This window comes from Pseudomonas sp. UMAB-40 (assembly GCF_900095275.1).
Taxonomy (GTDB): domain Bacteria; phylum Pseudomonadota; class Gammaproteobacteria; order Pseudomonadales; family Pseudomonadaceae; genus Aquipseudomonas; species Aquipseudomonas mandelii_B.
Window position 1 is genome coordinate 121,245 of the sequence record NZ_LT607568.1, and the last position, 12,783, is coordinate 134,027.

16 protein-coding genes are annotated in these 12,783 nt (G+C 58.0%); 7 read left to right on the forward strand and 9 right to left on the reverse strand.

Features of this window, described 5'->3' with window-relative positions:
* The first annotated feature begins 424 nt into the window (after positions 1-424).
* The 4 genes from K0F88_RS23495 to K0F88_RS23510 all read left to right on the forward strand — a co-directional run bounded on the left by K0F88_RS23495 (position 425) and on the right by K0F88_RS23510 (position 4,425).
* The gene (locus K0F88_RS23495) at positions 425-2,017 is read left to right on the forward strand and encodes a triacylglycerol lipase (RefSeq protein WP_219096686.1); all 1,593 of its coding nucleotides are present in this window, start codon (positions 425-427) and stop codon (positions 2,015-2,017) included.
* Between the two features lie 115 nt (positions 2,018-2,132).
* Positions 2,133-3,065 (forward strand): GlxA family transcriptional regulator, encoded by a 933-nt coding sequence (locus K0F88_RS23500; RefSeq protein WP_219096687.1) that lies wholly within the window; start codon positions 2,133-2,135, stop codon positions 3,063-3,065.
* A 104-nt stretch (positions 3,066-3,169) separates the two neighbouring features.
* Positions 3,170-4,138, forward strand: a complete 969-nt coding sequence (locus tag K0F88_RS23505; RefSeq protein WP_219096688.1) for a nitrilase-related carbon-nitrogen hydrolase — start codon at positions 3,170-3,172, stop codon at positions 4,136-4,138.
* A gap of 2 nt (positions 4,139-4,140) precedes the next feature.
* Positions 4,141-4,425 (forward strand): hypothetical protein, encoded by a 285-nt coding sequence (locus K0F88_RS23510; RefSeq protein WP_219096690.1) that lies wholly within the window; start codon positions 4,141-4,143, stop codon positions 4,423-4,425.
* 64 nt (positions 4,426-4,489) lie between these two features.
* On the opposite strand, the gene K0F88_RS23515 is transcribed toward K0F88_RS23510, so the two are convergent.
* From K0F88_RS23515 to K0F88_RS23530, 4 genes are read right to left on the reverse strand one after another with little or no spacing between them, the layout of a single operon-like run.
* Positions 4,490-5,188 (reverse strand): dienelactone hydrolase family protein, encoded by a 699-nt coding sequence (locus tag K0F88_RS23515; RefSeq protein WP_094467787.1) that lies wholly within the window; start codon positions 5,186-5,188, stop codon positions 4,490-4,492.
* A gap of 37 nt (positions 5,189-5,225) precedes the next feature.
* The gene (locus K0F88_RS23520) at positions 5,226-5,849 is read right to left on the reverse strand and encodes a glutathione S-transferase family protein (RefSeq protein ID WP_094467786.1); all 624 of its coding nucleotides are present in this window, start codon (positions 5,847-5,849) and stop codon (positions 5,226-5,228) included.
* 54 nt (positions 5,850-5,903) lie between these two features.
* Entirely contained in the window at positions 5,904-6,419 is a 516-nt protein-coding gene (locus tag K0F88_RS23525) for a DoxX family protein (RefSeq protein WP_077750138.1), read from the reverse strand.
* Positions 6,420-6,476: 57 nt separating this feature from the next.
* Entirely contained in the window at positions 6,477-6,680 is a 204-nt protein-coding gene (locus K0F88_RS23530) for a hypothetical protein (RefSeq protein ID WP_059405530.1), read from the reverse strand.
* Between the two features lie 378 nt (positions 6,681-7,058).
* Here K0F88_RS23530 and glsB point away from each other — a divergent pair, with 378 nt between their 5' ends.
* The 3 genes from glsB to K0F88_RS23545 all read left to right on the forward strand — a co-directional run bounded on the left by glsB (position 7,059) and on the right by K0F88_RS23545 (position 9,976).
* On the forward strand, positions 7,059-7,967 hold the full coding sequence (gene glsB / locus K0F88_RS23535; RefSeq protein ID WP_219096691.1) for a glutaminase B: 909 nt from the start codon (positions 7,059-7,061) through the stop codon (positions 7,965-7,967).
* A gap of 84 nt (positions 7,968-8,051) precedes the next feature.
* Positions 8,052-9,554, forward strand: a complete 1,503-nt coding sequence (locus K0F88_RS23540) for an aldehyde dehydrogenase family protein (protein WP_094467783.1) — start codon at positions 8,052-8,054, stop codon at positions 9,552-9,554.
* 74 nt (positions 9,555-9,628) lie between these two features.
* Positions 9,629-9,976 (forward strand): BON domain-containing protein, encoded by a 348-nt coding sequence (locus tag K0F88_RS23545; RefSeq protein WP_010459553.1) that lies wholly within the window; start codon positions 9,629-9,631, stop codon positions 9,974-9,976.
* A gap of 227 nt (positions 9,977-10,203) precedes the next feature.
* On the opposite strand, the gene K0F88_RS23550 is transcribed toward K0F88_RS23545, so the two are convergent.
* The 5 genes from K0F88_RS23550 to K0F88_RS23570 form a co-directional block, all read right to left on the reverse strand.
* Positions 10,204-10,506 (reverse strand): hypothetical protein, encoded by a 303-nt coding sequence (locus K0F88_RS23550; RefSeq protein WP_094467779.1) that lies wholly within the window; start codon positions 10,504-10,506, stop codon positions 10,204-10,206.
* A gap of 132 nt (positions 10,507-10,638) precedes the next feature.
* Positions 10,639-10,968: a hypothetical protein gene (locus K0F88_RS23555; protein ID WP_094467778.1), complete on the reverse strand. Its 330-nt coding sequence runs from the start codon at positions 10,966-10,968 to the stop codon at positions 10,639-10,641.
* 161 nt (positions 10,969-11,129) lie between these two features.
* Positions 11,130-11,342 carry a hypothetical protein gene (locus tag K0F88_RS23560; protein WP_158491239.1) on the reverse strand — a complete coding sequence of 71 codons (213 nt, stop codon included), beginning with the start codon at positions 11,340-11,342 and terminating at the stop codon, positions 11,130-11,132.
* 145 nt (positions 11,343-11,487) lie between these two features.
* Entirely contained in the window at positions 11,488-11,991 is a 504-nt protein-coding gene (locus K0F88_RS23565) for a GNAT family N-acetyltransferase (RefSeq protein ID WP_094467777.1), read from the reverse strand.
* A gap of 50 nt (positions 11,992-12,041) precedes the next feature.
* Positions 12,042-12,671, reverse strand: a complete 630-nt coding sequence (locus K0F88_RS23570; RefSeq protein WP_219096692.1) for a glutathione S-transferase family protein — start codon at positions 12,669-12,671, stop codon at positions 12,042-12,044.
* Positions 12,672-12,783 lie beyond the last annotated feature (112 nt).

Here is a 12,783-nt window from a genome sequence, read left to right on the forward strand (position 1 = left end):
GCGGGTCACGTTGTCAGTGAGGGCGTCGGGTTTGAGTGGAACTTTTTGGATCCATGTCTGTCGGTGGCCAATCATACGTTTGTTACAGAAGTGTTGTGTAAAGCAGCTCATAGGAGATCGATGCAAGTCTTTGTTAAATAAATACCCTGATTATGAGGGTGTGAGTTTTATTTGGATCCACAGCCCTATGGGTAATGCCCAATCGAAATATCGCTGGCGGGCTGATTTCGAAATGTTCCATGGCCAATTCGATGCGCTCCTATTATCACCACCATGATCGAAGTATGGGGGTGGTCATTTATTGAAACTCTGTAGCGTGCTATCGAAGTTTGGTTGTAACACCATCAATACACTCGGTGCCGGGTTGAACTAGCCAACTTACATCAACGCACCGTCCTGCCACTGCGAAAAGAGGCGTGCAAACATGCCACACGGTTATCCCATCATTTACATCCGTGGTTACGCGATGACGGTCGACGAACGAAATGAAACCGCCGCGGATCCGTTCTGTGGTTTCAACGTCGGTTCAACGTTGTATCGCGCCACTGCCAATAAGGCCCAGCGTCCCGAGAAGTTCGTTTTCGAATCGCCCTTGGTGCGTCTGACAACTGAATACCAGTACCAGCATGTCTACCAGAATGGGTTGGACATCATGGATGAAGGGTGGGAACCGCCCAAGGATGACGAAGGCAAACCCATCCCCGGCATCCCTCCGCGCTCGATCGTGATACTGCGGTATTACGATGACGGATCGATTTATCTAGGGGATGGCAACTCCCGAAATATCGAAGAATATGCCAGGCGGCTGAACGCCTTGATCCTCAAAATCAAAACCCTGGTGTGCCAGTATCGCGAGGCCGATGGTTCGGTCATGGACCCGAAAAAGTTTCAATGCTATCTGGTGGCGCATTCAATGGGTGGCCTGGTGGCCCGGGCATTCCTTCAAAGCATCGACTCGGACTTCGAAGAGGCACGCAGGACGGTCAACAAATTGTTCACCTTTGCCACGCCGCACAATGGCATCGATGTGCTTGGCTTGAACGTCCCCAGTTGGCTGACAGATGACCAGAAGAACACGTTCAACCGGGACATCATGGCGAGGTATCTGAATCTTCAGGATATTTCTCACAAGTTCAAGGGGCGGGTGGATCTGATACCCGAAGGTGCATTAAAGCCGGAGCGGATCTTTTGCATGGTCGGCACCAATCGCGGTGATTACGAGGTGGCGCAAGGTGTCGTTCGGGCGTTTGTCGGCAACGGTTCCGACGGCTTGGTGCGGATCGATAACGCGTCCCTGTGGGGCTTGGATGAAAACCTTAAGCCGGTCCAGGTAGCCACGGCTTATGCGTATCGGTCGCACTCCGGCTATTTCGGCATCGTCAACTCCGAGGAGGCTTATCAGAACCTGGTGCGTTTCCTCTTTGGAGACGTTCGGGTCGATATCAGCCTGTTGGTCGAGAGTGTTTCCTTGCCCGAAGTCATTCAGAAAGAAGTGGATGACCACAAGAAACTTGAAGCCGGATACCAATTCGAATTTCGTGCCGCCCCCAAAGGCAAGCGCTGGTTTCTCACGCGGCGACAATCGATCGAAGACTCGCCGGCTTGTCGCTCACACGAAGAACTCACTGGCCCTGATACCGCTAAGCGAACGGTGTATTTGTCCAGCGTATTTCTCTCCAAACGCGGCAAAGTTGATAAGGACAAGGCACTTTCGTATGTGATGACCTTTGCCGCCAAAGTGCCGGACTACATCATCAATCATCGCTTCTGGCCCGATGCCCACTATGAAGGCACGGATCTTTTTCGAGGAACCGCCATCGTCAAGTTGACGCCACCCGAAAACGCGAACGGTGACTGGAATGTCAGCCTTGCCTGGATGGAAGACCCACACAGCGCAATCACTAAAACGGTCCATATAACAGGCGACGACTTTATCGAAATTGATCTGCCGTTTGATCAACCCCGAGCGCCCGGTATCAAGGGACTTCTGCGGTTGAAGGTCCGGCCGTGGGATTAATGCCCTGAGGAGGTCATCGACGGTTCTTACACAGCGCATGGCGACGGGCGTACAGTGCAGGTCTGCTGACTGTAAAGTCGGCACACCACCTTTAAGGTCATAAGGGGCCGTCGCCGTGCACACCATCGGACTCATCGTTTACCCCGGCTTCCAGGTGCTGGGCCTCGCCATGTGCGCCACCTTCGAGTTGGCCAATATGGCGTCCGACGAGCCGATGTACAGCATCGCGTTGCTTTCCGAGCAGGGCGGTTCAGTGAAAACCTCTGCCGGATTCGGTGTGGAAACCAGCGCATTCGACCAACGCACGTTCGATACGTTGTTGGTCATGGGCGACAACCTGATCCGGCCGACATCAGCGGGCATGGTGGCGTTTTTGCGCAACGCTAGCCAGACCACCCGACGCCTGGGTTCGATCTGCACCGGCGCGATTGCGCTGGCCGAGGCTGGTTTGCTGGATGGTCGGAGGGCGACCACTCACTGGTGTCATGCCCCGGCACTGCAAAGGGCGTACCCGAAAGTGAAGGTCGAAGAAGATCGCATCTTTATCAACGACGGCAACATCTGGACCGCCGCCGGCATGAGCGCTTGTGTCGATCTCGCACTGGCGCTGGTGGAAAAGGATCTGGGCGCCGAGGTCGCACGTGTGGTGGCCCGGCAACTGGTGGTGTATCACCGACGGGCTGGTGGGCAGTCGCAGTTTTCGGTGATGCTCGAACTCGAGCCCAAGACCGATCGTATCCAGGCCGCGTTGACCTATGCCAAACACAACCTCAAATCAGCGCTGTCGGTCGAAGAACTGGCCGGCGCAGCCAATCTCAGCCCACGGCAGTTCAGCCGGGTGTTTCATGCCGAAACCGGTCAATCTCCGGCCAAAGCCATCGAAAACCTGCGGGTGGAAGCCGCCCGGCTGATGATGGAAACCGGTCGGCACTCCATCGATGTGGTGGCCACCGACACCGGATTTGGTGATCGCGAGCGCATGCGCCGGGCGTTTATCCGGGCGTTCGGGCAGCCGCCGCAAGTGATCCAGCGCGCCAACCGAGCTTGACGCCGGGCATGTCCTAAAAGGTGGTGTATTAGGCATTTGAGACGAAATATGATTGCCGTAATCTTGATCTCGTTGAAGCCCATTCCCTCAGCGAGATCACCGCCATGTCGATTGTCAAAGCCGCCGCCGTCCAGATTGCTCCTGTTCTCTATAGCCGTGAAGGCACGGTAGAAAAAGTCGTTAACAAGATTCGTGAACTCGGCGAGAAGGGCGTGCAGTTCGCCGTTTTCCCGGAAACCATCGTGCCGTACTACCCCTATTTTTCTTTTGTGCAGAGCCCTTTCAAAATGGGTTCCGAGCACTACAAACTGCTGGAACAAGCCGTGGTTGTCCCTTCCGCAACCACTGATGCCATCGGCAAGGCAGCCAAAGAAGCCAACATGGTGGTGTCCATCGGCGTCAACGAACGCGACGGCAGCACGCTCTACAACACCCAGTTGCTGTTCGATGCTGACGGTACCTTGATTCAGGCGCGTCGCAAGATTTCGCCGACCTATCACGAACGCATGATCTGGGGCATGGGCGATGGTTCAGGCCTTCGTGCGACCGACAGCGCGGTCGGGCGTATCGGCCAACTGGCCTGCTGGGAACATTACAACCCGCTGGCCCGTTACGCCTTGATCGAAGATGGCGAACAGATTCACGCCTCGATGTACCCGGGCTCATTCGCCGGTCCGCTGTTCACCCGCCAGATGGAAGTCAGCATCCGCATGCACGCCCTGGAATCGGCTTGCTTCGTGGTGAACTCGACCGCGTGGTTGTACCCGGAACAGCAGGCGCAAATCATGGCCGATACCGGCTGCGAGATCGGTCCGATCTCCGGCGGTTGCTACACCGCGATCATCGATCCTCAAGGTGAAGTGGTCGGCGCACTGACGGAAGGTGAGGGCGAAGTGATCGCTGACATCGACCTGTTCCAGATCGAAATCCGTAAACGTCAGATGGACGGCCGCGGTCATTACAGCCGCCCGGAAATACTGAGCCTCAATATCGACCGCACGCCCCATCGCCATGTTCACGAACGCAACGACCAGCCGAAGCTGTCTGTCACTGCGCAAACGGAAGAGGTGTGATCATGAAAGTCATGGCCATCGGAACACTCAAACCCCTGACCGCCGAACAGCGCGTCGCTTACCTGCCCGCCGAAGTGCCCGCTACCTTGCAACTGTACCTGGACGGCAAGATGGAACAGTTCTGGATGCGCGACAACGAAGCGGGGGTGATCTTCCTGATGACCGTTGATTCGGTCGATGAGGCTGATCGTTTGCTCAAGGCATTGCCGCTGGGGGCAGTCGATTTGCTGACCTTCGAACTGATGCCGATCGGGCCGCTGAGTCCGCTGGGAATGCTGATCAAGTAAGCGTGGCGCAGAAAAAAGGCACCTTCATCGCTTGATGAAGGTGCCTTTTGCATGGCGTCGGCTTTTACAACTCCTGCCCCAAAAAGATCAACGTATTGCCATGCGCCTCAGCCGCTGCACGCTGGTTGTAACTGTCGCGGTGCGAGCAGTTAAAACCATGTTCGGCCTCCGGGTAGACAACAATTTCCACGTTGTCGTTGTTGTCGAAACGCTCGGCGATTTTTTCCACGGCTTCCAGTGGAATGTGGCTGTCCTGTTCGCCGAAGTGCATCAGCAACGGCACCTCGATTTCATCGGCACGGTCCAAATGATTCTGGATGCCGCCACCGTAGTAGGCGATAGCCACATCCACCAGTCCATTGGTGGCGGTGAGGTAGGACAGCAAGCCGCCGAAGCAATAACCGATGGAGGCGATGCCGCCGTCCAGGCCAGGTTGCGCATCCAGCGCTTCGATGGCCAGTTTGATGTCGCTCTGCGCCTTTTCGATGTCCGTGGCGTTCATCAGCTCGACGGCGCGTTTCCAGCCGGCTTCGTCGTAAGTCAGTTCGATGCGGTGGCCATTGCGCCAGAACAGGTCCGGCGCAATCACCAGGTAACCATCGGCGGCATATTGCTCCGCGACTGAACGGATGTGTTCATTCACGCCGAAGATTTCCTGGATCAGCACGATCCCCGGACCTTTGCGGGTATGCGGAATCGCCAGGTAAGCGCCGAAGGTGCCTTCGTCGCTGTCGATCTCGATCCATTGGGTGGTCACGCTCATGGTGGCTCCTGTCTACGCAAGTGAGTGGGGTTGAGGCTTATTTCGGCTGCGTGGCCTTGTAGCTTGGCAGAGACTGCATACGTTTCCACCATCCGTCGAAACCGTCCACCGAAAACACCTGAGGCGCATCCGGCGTCATCGCGATGTAGGCGCAGCCCGGTGCCAGGTAAAAGTCACCGATACTGGGTTCAAGACCTGCGATATACGGATCGGTGCCTTTTATTTTCATCAACTCGCGCAACACCCGTTTCGAGTTCTCGATTCCTTTGCGGCGCGACTCTTCATTCTGCCCGCCAATGAAGTCAGGAAAAAGATGGTAGCCGAACACCTGCACCAGGTTGCCGTAGCCATAGGAATCGTAGATGCCCTGGGCCATGTGGGTGCGAGCGCGGTCGTGGGCGTTATCCGGTGTGATGGAGGGTCCGGGCAGGACTTCGTCCAGATAGGCCACGATCGCGCCGGTTTCGATGACCCGGAAGCCGTCATGGTCGATGACGGGCACCTTGCCGAAGGGGTGCCGCACCAGATGTTCCGGCAGGTGCGGCTCGCCTTTGATCACGTTGACCTGCACCTGGTCGAAGTCCGCGTCTTTTTCCGCAAGCAGCATTTTCACTGTGCGCACATAGGTACTGCCGTCAAAACCGTAGAGAGTGAGGCTCATGGCGATTGCTCCGTTTTTCAAGGGAGTGGAGGACGCGCCCGAGCCTCTGGTCGGTCAATGCTGAGTGCGACGCCAGAAAAATCGGGCCAACAGTGCATCCAGGCTGAGCTTGCCGGCACCCGAGAGCAACAACGGCATCATGGCGGCGAGGTAGATCAGCGGCAGCTTGAAGTTGCCGTGACCCTTGTTGCTGATGGCGTAACCCTGGGCAAGCTCACTCAATGTAGACCAATCGGCCGGCCAGTGAACGGCAGCGGTCGCGACAATCGTGACGACGATCAGAATGATGGCCGATACCCGCGTTCCGAAGCCGACCAGGATGGCCAGGGCGCAGATCAGTTCGGCCCACATCGACAGTTCCCAGTTCAGCGTGGCCGGCACGTGGTTGAACGGAAACGGGAAGGCGTCCTGGATGTCGGCGAACCAGTTCTCGCCGTTCCATTTTTCCAGGCCCGACTCGAAGAATTCCCAGGCAATGAACAATCGCAGCGTCAAAGGCGCGAGCCAGCTGCCGGCACGGTCGAGGTTCAGGTGCAGGCCTTTCACGGCCGATGAAAGTGAGGTGTTCATGAGCTTGATCTCCGTTCAGTCAGGAAGGCGGGGCAGCGGTTGCCCCGCGCAATCGGGTTACTCGCCGGCGCCGCACTTGCCTTCGCCACATTTGCCTTCAGCGGGCTTTTCCGCGGTGTCGGCCTGGACCTGGCTGTAGCCGTGAGCCAGTTGTTTCATGCTGAACGCTTCGGATTCGGAAGCCGAAGCCACGTTGGACAGGGCCAGGCCGCCGGCGATGATCAGGCCGAGGGTCAGGGAAGAAGTCGAGAGCTTGAACATGGTGATACTCCGTAGCGTTGAGTGAGTTGAGCGCTTTGATCGGCAGGGCCAATCGACACGCACAGTTCATCAAGCGGGTGTATCTGCGATGTGTCTTTGGTGCGGGGTTTTATGGATGGGGTGTGTCACAAGGGCGTCTGTACACACTCCGATACACAGGCACCATCGCATCCCTGTGGGAGCGGGCTTGCCCGCGATAGCGGTGTGTCATTCAACGATGATGTTGACTGGCAGTCCGCAATCGCGGGCAAGCCCGCTCCCACAGGGATGTTGGAGATTTTGAGCGAGGTGTTTAAGCAATCTGTGATCCAGCGCCAGCCAATGGCGTCTAGCCTCCGTGTCCCCGCAATCCCACGGGGCGAGACTTCGGAACCCGGCATGCAAGCGCTGTTGAACGAGATCCTTGATGCTGTCCGGCCGCTTATCGGTCAGGGCAAGGTGGCTGACTACATTCCCGCCCTCGGCACGGTGCCGGCCAATCAGTTGGGCATTGCCGTGTATGGCAACGATGGCGAGCTGTATTGCGCGGGCGATGCCGACACGCCGTTCTCGGTGCAGAGTATTTCCAAGGTGTTCAGCCTGGTGCAGGCCATCGATCACTCCGGCGAGGCGATCTGGGAACGGCTGGGCCACGAGCCTTCCGGGCAACCGTTCAACTCGCTGGTGCAGCTGGAATTCGAGCGCGGCCGCCCGCGCAATCCGTTCATCAACGCCGGTGCCCTGGTGATCTGCGACATCAACCAGTCACGCTTTGCCGCGCCGGCTCTGTCGATGCGCGACTTCGTCCGTCGGTTGTCCGGCAACCCGCAGGTCATGGTGGACGGCAAGGTCGCCGAATCCGAATACCAGCACCGCGCGCGCAACGCGGCCATGGCGTACCTGATGCAGTCGTTCGGCAATTTTCACAACGACGTCGAGGCCGTGCTGCGCAGCTACTTCAGCCATTGCGCGCTGCGCATGAATTGCGTGGACCTGGCCCGGGCGTTCTGCTTCCTGGCCAACGACGGGTTTTGCAAACACAGCGGCGAACAGATCCTCACCGCCCGCCAGACCCAGCAGGTCAACTCGATCATGGCCACCAGCGGGCTGTACGACGAAGCCGGCAACTTCGCCTACCGCGTCGGTTTGCCGGGCAAAAGCGGTGTGGGCGGGGGAATCGTCGCGGTGGTGCCGGGGCAGTTCACGGTGTGCGTCTGGTCACCGGAACTGAATGCCGCCGGCAACTCGCTGGCCGGCATGGCGGCGCTGGAATTGTTGAGCCAGCGGATCGGCTGGTCGGTGTTCTGAGGCATTAGGGCCTGAGCGGTTAATGACGCTCCGTGGATTTTCCTATACATTTTCCAGCCGCCCACAGCATGGTGAAACCGCTTCATGTCTTTTGCGCTCGAACGTCTAGTCGCTGGCACGCCGATCCCTTTTGCCGGTAATCGTGTCACTGTCGTCAGCCCCGAACTGGCCGCGCGCTTTCAGCCCGGGGACCATTTGCTGGTGGAGCAGGTCAGCGGCGAGTTGTTGCTGATTCCGGTGGCTGACCAGCAAGCGGCGGCCGTCGCCATTGAGCGCGCCGAAGCGGCGTTCAGCGCGCTGTCCAGCGTCTCGGATCAGGCGATCAGCACGTTCTTCGATCTGTTTGCCCAACGGCTGGAAACTCCCGATTGCTGGGCGCTGATCGAGGCCGCCAACCTGGCCGACATTGAGCGTGCCAAGGCCCGCGGGCGCTCCACCACGCGACTGCTGGCCGATGAGCGCATGCGCCGCGACATGATCGCCGGCCTGCGCGCCTGGCGCGATGCGTCGGCGACTCGCGGCAAGGTCATCAGTTGCGTCGAGCACGACGGCTGGAAAGTCGAACAAGTGGTGTCGCCGCTGGGCATCGTCGCGTTCGTGTTCGAAGGCCGGCCGAATGTGTTCGCCGACGCCGCCGGTGTGTTGCGCACCGGCAACACCGCCGTGCTGCGCATTGGCAGCGATGCGTTGGGCACCGCTCAGGCCATCGTCACTCACGCATTGAATCCGGCACTCAGCGACGCCGGTTTGCCGAACGGCGCCGTGTCGTTGGTAGAAAGCGTCAATCACGCCGCCGGTTGGGCGATGTTCGCCGACCGACGTCTGTCGCTGGCCGTGGCCCGGGGTTCGGGCCGGGCGGTCAGTCAACTGGGCAGCATCGCCCAACAGGCCGGCACCGCCGTCAGTCTGCACGGCACGGGTGGCGCCTGGCTGATCGCCGACAAAGACGCTGATGCCCAGCGCTTCGCCGCCGTGGTGCGCAATTCTCTGGACCGCAAAGTCTGCAATACCTTGAACGTCTGCCTGATCCAGCGCGACCGCGCCGTTGAGCTGGTGCCGGTGTTTCTCGACGCCCTCCAGCAGGCCGGCACCGCCCGGGGCCAAGGCTGCAAGTTGCATATCGTCGAGGGCAGCGAATCGTGGTTGCCGACTGAATGGCAAACCGGCAGCGTTGAGGTGTATCGCGCCGAAGGCTACCAGACCGAGGCACTGGCCGAACCGTTGCCCGAGGATCAGTTGGGGCGCGAGTGGGAATGGGAAGAGACCCCGGAAGTCAGCCTCAAGATCGTCGATGACCTGGACAGCGCCATCGCCTTGTTCAATCGCTACAGCCCGCAGTTCACCGTGTCGCTGATCAGCGAAGACGGGGCCGCGCATGAACGTTTCTACAACGCGGTCAACGCGCCGTTTGTGGGCAACGGGATTACCCGCTGGGTCGATGGGCAGTACGCGCTGAACAAGCCGGAACTGGGGCTTTCGAACTGGGAGAGCGGTCGCCTGTTTGCCCGCAGCGCGATTCTTTCGGGAGATGGCGTGTTCACCATTCGCAGTCGCATGACCCAGACCGATCTGTCGGTCAAACGCTGACATTCCGGGCACAGGCAACGATCGCACTATAATTAAGGTGTGTTTGCGTCTGTGTCTTGAGTGAGGGCTGCGTCATGAAACTTCATTCTTTTCGGCATTACTCCCACGATCTGGAAACGGTCGTGCACGACACATGGATCACCGGCCGGGTTAAGTCGGCCCTGGCCTTGGCCGAACCCAGCCTCGGCCTGCAGATCCATGTCAAAACCCTTGCGGGTACGGTGGCGTTGAGCGGTCGGGTCAACACCCATAAACAGTGTGAGCAGGCTGTTGCGCTGGCCCGTTCGGTGCCGGGCGTCGTGGAAATCGATGCCAGGGACTTGCTGACCCACGTGTTCACGCCAGGCAGTAATCCAGTTCCCCCTAACGCCGAAGAAACCGCCGAGCGTCGGCCATCATCGTCAGCAAAAGACGATCACTGATCAGGGCGACCTTGTGAGTGCAGCGCTCCCGTGAACAGGGAGCGCTGCGACGCGGGCATTTCAGATCAAGCAACAATCGATTGAATTTTTTGGGTTTCCCCCAGCTGAAGCAAAGGCCGAAAGGCTCGGTGAGCACCTTGCTGGAGGTGATTCGGCGCAAGAACAACTCTCACAGCGCGGCGTCAGTGGCGTTTATGAAACTGGTGTTAGGGGCGGTGGCGACGGAGTCAGTCGTCCAGTGATTGGCAGACGCCATTGGGCGCCTTGCCCGTGGAGCTCACGGTCACCGAGTCGTCATCGGCGAGAACGATCGAAATCGTGATGCCCGAACCCTTGGCTTCGAAGCGACGCTCGCTGATGGCTTTTGTGTCAGCTTCTTTGTTGTTGATCAACACCGGACCGTCCTGATCCGCGTGAATGATGATTTTTCCGGGGCATTCCACATCGAAAGAAGGAACGCCTTCGACACTGTTTGCTTGAGCAATAGTTGCGGTAGCCAGTAATAACAGGAAAGTCAGGGAACTTTTCATCGCAAGTCTCCATGGGCACAACAGCGAATACGCTTAACGATAGCTGTATTTATTACGCTCGCGACAAACAAAAAAAGGCCCCGCTCGATAGGACGAGCGGGGCCTTTTTTTATTGATGAGCAGTGGGGGATATCAGTAGAACCGGTCAATCACCCGAACTTCGTTCTGGTTCTGCATCGAGGACCACGCCTGTTTCAGCGTTTGCAGAACATGACCGATGAAGTCCTTGTCAGCCGCGGCTTTTTTGCCGACATAGCCCTGGCCGCGACGGTACATCTTCAGTCGGGCCAACAGGTTCTGGTTGTTCTGGTCGAACTCCGCTTCATGGGCGTGCGGCGACAGGCAGTCGATTTGAACCTGGCCCGATTTGCTGATCCACAGAATGTGGCTGTCGTGGCTGTCTTTTTGCGCCGCGAACAGATGAGCCAGTTCATCGATAGTAGGTTGATTGTTCAGATTCATAATATGCCCCTTGACCAAGTTGGTGATCTTTCAAAGTTGATTCGCTAATACAGGTAGCCCATCGGTTAGTTGATCCCTGGCACCGAAACCAGGACGTCGGCGGTCGGCCGTCAATTCGACGGGGTCTCGCGTCTGTTGCATGTAGTCGTGTTGAATAACTGCTACGCAATAGCGTCACAACGAAGAGAAGCAGCGAAAACCTGGAGGCCGCCGCCGACTTTTGAGGGTCGGCCACAAGCTTCATGAGGATTGATCGCCAGCGCTTCTCGTCCTTGTACTGGACGTTCGGGCCAGGTCAGCTTCTTCAATCTGCCTTGTGGGCAGCGTGTATCCGGGAAAAACAGCTCGGCGGTCAGACGAGCTTGCTCAAACATGTTGCTGTACTCCCGATCGGGGAGATGTCTGCATCATGCAAGGGCAAATCGGAGGCGTCAACCGTTATGTAGTGATTATTTTTAGTCACTACATATTGTCGGACAAAGCGCTTTGGAATTAAAAAGCAGCGACGCAACACCCGGGTCAGGACGATGGCAGCAGATGTTGGAAGCGATAGAAGGTGCAGGGATAACCGTCTACCGACCGTTGATGCAGGGTGAATTCATCGCTTGCGAACTCGGGCATCACCTTGGCCCAGAAGCGCCGTGCAGGCGGGTTTGCGTCGATATGGAAAATCTGCCATTGACCGGGGAACCGGCTCAAGAGGGTGGACACGACAAACTTCGCGACACCTTGGCCACGAAAGCGTCGGCTGATGAACAAGTAGCCGATGTTGTGCTCGGCACCCTCGATATGAACGCCGTCGTCCACCGTCACGAAACCGGCGAGCTCTCCCTCCACTTTGATCAGAAACGGCCGGGTTGCGGGGTTACGCCAGTAATCCAGTGTCGGCCGGATATTGAAGAAACCGTGCTCGCCGAGTTTCAGCGGTAGAAACTCGCTGAAGTCATGCATGTAGAACTGCATCAGGTTTTCAATCGTTTCCAGTTCGTCGCGGTGTGCGGCATGCAGTGCTATCGAGGGCATGCTGGGTTCTCTCCAGATCGAAGGGCCGTCCGTGGCCCTTTCGGCATCACTCAGTGAGGCGCGAAGTCGTAGGTCCCGCCGGTCTTCAACGCAGCCACGTAAGCAGGGCGTGCCTGGAAACGTTCAACCCAGGCCGCTACATGAGGGTAGTTGCCCAGCTTGCTTTGGGCGCGGGCAATCTCGCCGATAAAGCTCATCTGGATATCGGCGGCGCTGAATGTGTCACCCAGCAAATAATCGGACTGGCTCAAGGCCGTATCGAGGTAGCCAAGGTAGTTGGCCACTTCGGAGTTGATGCGCGGGTGCAGCGGCGCACCGGCTTCACCCAGACGCCCGACGTACAGGTTCAACATCAGCGGCAGCATGGCCGAACCTTCGGCGAAGTGCAGCCACTGGACGTATTCGTCGTAGGCGGGGGTAGACGGATCGGGTTGCAGGCGCCCCTGGCCATGACGACGAATCAGGTAGTCGATGATCGCGGAAGACTCGATCAGTTTCTGCGCGCCATCTTCGATGACCGGCGATTTGCCCAGGGCGTTGATCGCTTTCAATTCCGGCGGGGCCAGATTGGTTTTTGGGTCGCGTTGATAGCGTTTCAGCTCATAAGGAATGGCCAGTTCTTCCAGCAACCAGAGAATACGTTGGGAGCGGGAGTTGTTCAGGTGGTGCACGATAATCATAAACAAGGTTCCTGTAGCAGCTGTCGAGTGAAACGAGGCTGCGATGCCGTTTCAGAAAATGGGGCCATCGCCGGGCTTGAAGAACACTAGACCATCACGGTCCATTCGAAGT

What these genes read in the sequence shown, in the direction of transcription:
- K0F88_RS23530 (WP_059405530.1), bottom strand. Translation starts at nt 6,680, where the DNA reads ATGTTCAAGCTCTCGACTTCTTCCCTGACCCTCGGCCTGATCATCGCC.
- K0F88_RS23565 (WP_094467777.1), bottom strand. Translation starts at nt 11,991, where the DNA reads ATGCCCTCGATAGCACTGCATGCCGCACACCGCGACGAACTGGAAACG.
- K0F88_RS23570 (WP_219096692.1), bottom strand. Translation starts at nt 12,671, where the DNA reads ATGATTATCGTGCACCACCTGAACAACTCCCGCTCCCAACGTATTCTC.
- K0F88_RS23550 (WP_094467779.1), bottom strand. Translation starts at nt 10,506, where the DNA reads ATGAAAAGTTCCCTGACTTTCCTGTTATTACTGGCTACCGCAACTATT.
- K0F88_RS23510 (WP_219096690.1), top strand. Translation starts at nt 4,141, where the DNA reads ATGAAAGTCATGGCCATCGGAACACTCAAACCCCTGACCGCCGAACAG.
- K0F88_RS23555 (WP_094467778.1), bottom strand. Translation starts at nt 10,968, where the DNA reads ATGAATCTGAACAATCAACCTACTATCGATGAACTGGCTCATCTGTTC.
- K0F88_RS23520 (WP_094467786.1), bottom strand. Translation starts at nt 5,849, where the DNA reads ATGAGCCTCACTCTCTACGGTTTTGACGGCAGTACCTATGTGCGCACA.
- K0F88_RS23505 (WP_219096688.1), top strand. Translation starts at nt 3,170, where the DNA reads ATGTCGATTGTCAAAGCCGCCGCCGTCCAGATTGCTCCTGTTCTCTAT.
- glsB (WP_219096691.1), top strand. Translation starts at nt 7,059, where the DNA reads ATGCAAGCGCTGTTGAACGAGATCCTTGATGCTGTCCGGCCGCTTATC.
- K0F88_RS23525 (WP_077750138.1), bottom strand. Translation starts at nt 6,419, where the DNA reads ATGAACACCTCACTTTCATCGGCCGTGAAAGGCCTGCACCTGAACCTC.
- K0F88_RS23545 (WP_010459553.1), top strand. Translation starts at nt 9,629, where the DNA reads ATGAAACTTCATTCTTTTCGGCATTACTCCCACGATCTGGAAACGGTC.
- K0F88_RS23495 (WP_219096686.1), top strand. Translation starts at nt 425, where the DNA reads ATGCCACACGGTTATCCCATCATTTACATCCGTGGTTACGCGATGACG.
- K0F88_RS23540 (WP_094467783.1), top strand. Translation starts at nt 8,052, where the DNA reads ATGTCTTTTGCGCTCGAACGTCTAGTCGCTGGCACGCCGATCCCTTTT.
- K0F88_RS23560 (WP_158491239.1), bottom strand. Translation starts at nt 11,342, where the DNA reads ATGTTTGAGCAAGCTCGTCTGACCGCCGAGCTGTTTTTCCCGGATACA.
- K0F88_RS23515 (WP_094467787.1), bottom strand. Translation starts at nt 5,188, where the DNA reads ATGAGCGTGACCACCCAATGGATCGAGATCGACAGCGACGAAGGCACC.